This is a genomic window from Gordonibacter pamelaeae 7-10-1-b, from assembly GCF_000210055.1.
Classification (GTDB): domain Bacteria; phylum Actinomycetota; class Coriobacteriia; order Coriobacteriales; family Eggerthellaceae; genus Gordonibacter; species Gordonibacter pamelaeae.
On record NC_021021.1, the window covers coordinates 1026139 to 1032040 of the forward strand.

Annotated in this window: 5 protein-coding genes and 1 pseudogene; 2 read left to right on the plus strand and 4 right to left on the minus strand. The window is 66.2% G+C overall.

What is annotated here, in order from left to right; translation table 11 throughout:
• The 3 genes and pseudogenes from GPA_RS17950 to GPA_RS04810 form a co-directional block, all read right to left on the minus strand.
• Window positions 1-154: pseudogene (locus GPA_RS17950) on the minus strand (IMP dehydrogenase); the annotation flags it as partial.
• Between the two features lie 228 nt (window positions 155-382).
• Window positions 383-1774 carry a sodium-dependent transporter gene (locus GPA_RS04805; protein ID WP_015539115.1) on the minus strand — a complete coding sequence of 464 codons (1392 nt, stop codon included), beginning with the start codon at window positions 1772-1774 and terminating at the stop codon, window positions 383-385.
• A 232-nt stretch (window positions 1775-2006) separates the two neighbouring features.
• Window positions 2007-3497 (minus strand): aminopeptidase, encoded by a 1491-nt coding sequence (locus GPA_RS04810; RefSeq protein ID WP_015539116.1) that lies wholly within the window; start codon window positions 3495-3497, stop codon window positions 2007-2009.
• Window positions 3498-4241: 744 nt separating this feature from the next.
• Here GPA_RS04810 and ngr point away from each other — a divergent pair.
• The gene (gene ngr / locus GPA_RS04815) at window positions 4242-4850 is read left to right on the plus strand and encodes a nigerythrin (protein WP_015539117.1); all 609 of its coding nucleotides are present in this window, start codon (window positions 4242-4244) and stop codon (window positions 4848-4850) included.
• A 239-nt stretch (window positions 4851-5089) separates the two neighbouring features.
• A complete protein-coding gene (locus GPA_RS04820; protein ID WP_015539118.1) occupies window positions 5090-5662 on the plus strand; it encodes a beta-class carbonic anhydrase in 573 nt (190 codons plus the stop codon).
• A gap of 14 nt (window positions 5663-5676) precedes the next feature.
• Here GPA_RS04820 and GPA_RS04825 read toward each other — a convergent pair.
• Window positions 5677-5902: S41 family peptidase (locus GPA_RS04825; RefSeq protein ID WP_197533072.1), on the minus strand; the 226-nt coding region annotated here is incomplete at its 5' end.

A 5902-nucleotide genomic window follows, 5' to 3' on the forward strand; every position in this document is an offset into this window, starting at 1 on the left:
TGTTCAGCGAGATGGCCGGTTCCTCGCCACGGCGGTACTTCACGAGCGGCGTCTTCAGGCTCACATCCTGCGGGATGCATTTTGCCGACGAGTAACCGGGTACCAGCAAGTACTCGTTGAACGTGCGGGACGGCTCATCGAAATAGTAGGCCATGAACTCCTCCATCTGCGGTCGGCGCGGTCTGCGCGGGCGGGTTGCGGCGCGGATACGATCGGCGCTGCGCGGCATAGACCGCCGAAGCCCGTCAAGCATCCGTTGCTTAGGTGTTACCCGCTATTATAGCCACGGGAGGGGCGCGCATGCGAACGATCCCAGGGAATATGGAGAAAAACATGCCCAGAGACGCAAAAGCCCGAGAATGCCCCGATCCGCCCGGCCTTCCTACCCCATCCCCAGCCACACCTGCACGATGGGCACGTAGCCGGCCACGAACACGGCCAGGATGAGCACCGGCAGCGCGAAGCGCACGTAGCCGCGAGCCCAGCGGGGGAAGCGCGCGCCCTCGCCCGTGTCGGCCTCGCGCAGAAACGCGTCCCAGCCCCAGCCGCGACGCGTGGTGCAGAACAGCAGGAACACGAGCGCGCCCAGCGGCAGCACGTTGTTCGACATGAGGAAGTCCTCGATGGCCTGGATGTTGCCGATGCCCGGCACCTCCACGCCCGCCCACACGTTGAAGCCCAGCACGCACGGCAGCGACAGCAGCGCCAGCGCCACCCCGTTCACGAGGCACGCCTTGTTGCGCGACCAGCCCCACTCGTCCATGCTGAAGCTCATGATGTTCTCGAACACCGCGATCACCGTGGACAGCGCCGCGAAGCTCATGAACAGGAAGAACAGCGTGCCCCACAGCTGCCCGAACGGCATCTGCGAGAACACGCTCGGCAGCGTGATGAACACGAGCCCCGGGCCGCTTCCCGGCTCCACGCCGAACGCGAAGCACGCGGGGAAGATGATGAGGCCCGCCATGAACGCCACGAGCGTGTCGAGCCCCGCGATGCGCAGCGCCTCGCCCGTGAGACGGTAGCGCTTGTCGATGTAGCTGCCGAAGATGGACATCGATCCCACGCCCACCGACACGGTGAAGAAAGCCTGCCCCATGGCCGCGAACACAGCATCGGCGAACGTTCCCCAGCCGCCGGCGAACAGCTTCCCGAAATCGGGCATCAGGTAGAACGCGAGGCCCTCCTGCGCGCCGGGCAGCGTGACCGCGCGCACCACGAGCACCGCAAGCACGGCGAACAGCGCGATCATCATCACCTTCGTGATGCGCTCCACGCCGTTGCGCAGGCCGGCGCGCGTCACCAGCACGCCGATCAGCACCACGGCCAGCATGAACGCCACCATCTGCACCGGGTCGGCAAGCATCGTGTTGTACACGCCCTCGACACCGCGCGCGTCCAGGCCCTCGAACGTTCCCGTGCCGCTGAACAGCATGAACACGATCATCCAGCCGGCCACCGTGGTGTAGAACATCATGAGCAGGTAGTTACCCGCGAGCGCCGGCCATTTGAAGCGGTGCCATTTCGCGCCCGCCGGCTCCAGCTCGTCGAAGCTGCGCGCGATGCCCTTCTGGCTGGCGCGACCCACCGCGAACTCCATCACCAGGATAGGCAACGCGAACACCACCAGGAACAGCAGGTACATGAGCACGAACGCCGCGCCACCGTACTCGCCGGCGATGTAGGGGAAGCGCCACACGTTCCCAAGCCCGATGGCGCACCCGGCGCTGATCAGGATGAACCCCAGCCGGGATCCGAATTTCTCTCGAGCCATCGATCGTCCTCGCTCTATGCGGAGCGCCCTCGGCAGCCGCCGGGACGCGCACGGTCAAATGCGAGCAGTGTAGCGGAAAACAGCGGCCACGCCAACGAGGTGGAGCGCCGCGACGATGCCCCGGCCCCGATCTTCGGCCAAAGCGCATGCTGCGGAAGGCGGCGGCGCACGCCCCGGCTGGCAATGCCCTGGCGCGGCCGGCCGCTTGGGCCGGCGCGCGCCTCGCTCGTCCTTACGCGTTCTTCAGGAACGCCTCGTAGCCCTTGAAGGCCTCGTAGATGTCGGCCTTGCTCGTGACCTCCCACGGGGCGTGCATCGAGAGGACCGGCACGCCCGAGTCGATGACGTCCATGCCGTACTTGGCGGGGATATAGGCGATGGTCCCGCCGCCACCCACATCGACTTTGCCCAGCTCGGCCGTCTGGAACGACACGCCCGCATCGCCCATGACGCGGCGGATGCGCGCCACGTACTCGGCGCTCGCGTCGTTGGAGCCGCTCTTGCCGCGCGAGCCCGTGTACTTGTTGAACACCAAGCCGCGGCCCAGATACGCGCTGTTCTTCGCCTCGAACGCGGCGGCGTAGGCGGGATCGAAGCCGGCGGACACGTCGGACGACAGCATGCTCGACGCCGCCAGCGCGCGGCGCAGCGGCAGCGGACCGCCCTCGCCGGCCAGCTCCATGATCTCGGCGACGGTGTTCTCGAAGAACTGCGACGCCATGCCCGTGGCGCCCACGCTGCCGATCTCCTCCTTGTCCACCAGCACGCACATGCCCGTCTTCTCCAGCGCAGCGTCGGCCAGCGCCAGCTGCGCCGCCAGCGACGTGAAGGCGCACACGCGGTCGTCCTGCCCGTAGCCGATGACCATGCTGCGGTCGAACCCGAGGTCGCGGGCGCGCCCGGCCGGCACGGCCTCGATCTCGGCCGACAGGAAATCCTCCTCCGCAATGCCGTACTTCTCGGCCAGCAGCTTGAGCGCGAACGCCTTCACCGGCTCTTTCTCGGCCAGCTTCTCGTACACCGGCCTGTCGGCAGCGTCGACCTCGGTGGCAGCGGGGTCGACGCCCGCGGCGGCATCTCCGTCATCCGCGCCGTCAGCATCGTCCTTCTCGATGACCAGCGGGCGGTTTCCTATCAGGATGTCCAGATCCTCGCCTTCCACGACCTCGCTCGCCTTCTTGCCCATCTGCTTGCCCGCCAGGTGGATGAGCAGGTCGGTCACGCAGAACACGGGATCGCCCGCGTCCTCGCCCACGTTCACCTCGACCACGGTGCCGTCGGTCTTGGCAATCACGCCATGCAACGCAAGCGGCAGCGTGACCCACTGGTAGTTCTTGATGCCGCCGTAGTAGTGCGTGTCGAGGTGCGCCAGGCCGTTGCTCTCCGAGAACGGGTTCTGCTTGAGGTCTAGGCGCGGGGAGTCGAGGTGCGCGCCTAGGATGTTGAAGCCCTCCGCGAGCGGCGCCGAGCCCAGGTGCGCCAGGATGAGCGCCTTGCCGTGCGCCTGCGCCCACACCTTGTCGCCGGCACGCAGCGCGCGGCCCTCGCGCACCGCCTCGTCGAGCGGACGATAGCCGCGCTCCTCGGCCAGCGCGATGGCGGCGGCTGCGCACTCGCGTTCCGTCTTATTGTCCGAGATGAAGTCAATGTACTCGGCCGTCAGCTGCTCGAGCGCCTCAAGATCGGCCTCGTCGTACTTCTTCCACGCCACGTCGTGTTCCATGGTTCGTCCTTTCGCATCGGGTGCGCCGGTTTTCTTCGATCACGCCTATTATCCGCCAAATGCGCCGCCGAAACGCCGATTGCCATCGTTTCTTTGCAGAGAGAAGGCGCCGCCTGTTCCGCGGCGCACCGAGCTGCGCCATAGGGCGCTTCAAGCACAGTTTTCACCGGTTTTCGACATGCCAATTGCCCGACCATCGAGCCCATTCTCTTTGAACAGGGAAAACACCTAACGTTTTTCTCCCATCACGTACCACGGAACCGTTTCCAACGGGCTACCGGTACAAAAGCTGTCATTACTGTGCCGAAAGAAGGCAAGGAGCCGCAGAGCGCCCTCTCGGAGCAACCTACACCCGCGCCCGTTTCCCCTTGTGCGCTCTCCTCGCCCTCCTCGCGCGCCCCCCTCGCGCCCCCCTCGCGCCCCCCTCGCGATCCCTCCCCGCGATTCCTCCCCGCCCTCCTCGCGTGCCCTCCTCGCGTGACCTTCCCACACCACCCTTCCGCGCCTGTCCTCCTCCCGCCCGCTCTCCCCACGCTTGGCCTCTCGCGCTTAACTCCCGCACCCCCTCTTGCCACCCTCCCCGCGCTCTTCCCCGGGGTCAAACTGTGAATGTTCCAAGGAGGCGCGGGCGAATTCGATTATCCTCTTGCATCGGGTTCTTCTCCGCGGTATGATGCTTATTGAGATTGATTCTCATTAAGAGAAGCAATGCGAGCACGAACAGACGAGAAGGAGAATGCACCTATGAAGGTACGCGCCCAGATTCCCACCGCTGACAACTGCAACAACTTCAGCATCGCCACCGGCAGCGAGACCGCCGTCGGCACCACGCTTGACAACCTGAAGGCCGCCATCGGTGGCGAGACCGGCGCCTCCGCCAAGTACGCCGCCTTCGCCAAGGCCGCCAAGGAGCAGGGCTACGACCAGATCGCGCGCCTGTTCGAGGCCACCAGCGCCGCCGAGCAGATCCACATCGGCCTGGAGTACGCCCTGGTGAGCGAGGTCGAGCCCGACTTCGAGAAGCCCACCGCCCCGGACTGCTCCGACGAGGCCACGGACCTGAACCTCATCTCCGGCGCCTGCGGCGAGATCTACGAGACGTCCGACATGTACCCGGCGTTCATCAAGAAGGCCCAGGAAGAGGGCAATGCGAAGGCCGTGCAGGTGTTCACCCGCGCCAAGCTCGCCGAGTCCGTGCACGCCGAGCGCTACCTGGCCGCGTACAACGACCTGGACGCCGCCGACGACGACGCGTTCTACCTCTGCCCCATCTGCGGTTACATCCACAAGGGCGAGGACTTCGAGAAGTGCCCCATCTGCTTCTGCCCGAAGGCCACGTTCACCGCGTTCTAAGCCGCGCAAGCAGCTGCGCTCGCCTTCCCGCCGAGCGCGCAATTTCCCCGAGAGCGACCGCCACCCCGGCGGTCGCTCTCGTATGCGCGGAGATTCGGGCGTTGCGAAGGCCGCCGCCCCCTTTCGGCCGTGCGCAACCGCCCCTTTCCGAATGTTTCACGTGAAACATTTGTTCTTCTTTACCCCTCGGCAAATGAGCTACCATGGAAGCGAGCGAAAAACAGAGGGAAGGGAGCGCCATGGATCAAGCGGGCGGAACCGAGAGCGGAACCATCGATAGCGTGCTCGCGCACAACCGGGCGTTCGTGGCGGGCGGCGAGTTCGCACGCTACGCGACCGACAAGTACCCCGACAAGAAGCTGGCCGTGGTGTCGTGCATGGACACGCGGCTCACCGAGCTTCTGGCAGCGGCGCTCGGGTTGAAGAACGGCGACGCGAAGATCATCAAGGTGGCCGGCGCCGAGGTGGCGCATCCCTTCGGCAGCGTCATGCGCTCGCTGCTGATCGCAGTGTGCGAGCTGGGCGTGGAGGACATCATGGTGGTGGCGCACACGAACTGCGGGGCGCAGCACATGAGCGGGGCGGCCATGATCGACAGCATGCGCCGCTTGGGCGTGTCGGACGAGCGCATCGAGTTCGCGCGCCATTGCGGCATCGACTTCGACCGCTGGCTCGCCGGCTTCGGCGACACCGAGGAGTCCGTGCGCAAGAGCGTCGACCTCATCCTTAACCACCCCGTCATGCCGCCCCACGTGCGCGTGGCCGGCTTCGTCATGGACTCCGTCACCGGCGAGCTGGTGCCGGTGGCGTAGCGGGCAGCAACCTCCTACGGCTCGACAAGCGCCCGCTTCAGCACCAGATCGCGCATGCATTCCTCGGGCGTGAACGGCACATGCACGTCGGGCGCGAGGCCCCGGCCCCGCAGGCCGCAGCCTTCGTGGGCGTCCTCCGTCTTGGCTATGGGATACACGAGCGAGAACCTCTCGTCGAGGGGCGCGACCACGAGGTTCGCGTAGTCCAGGCCACCTCGCGTCGCACGGCCCACGGAGTGC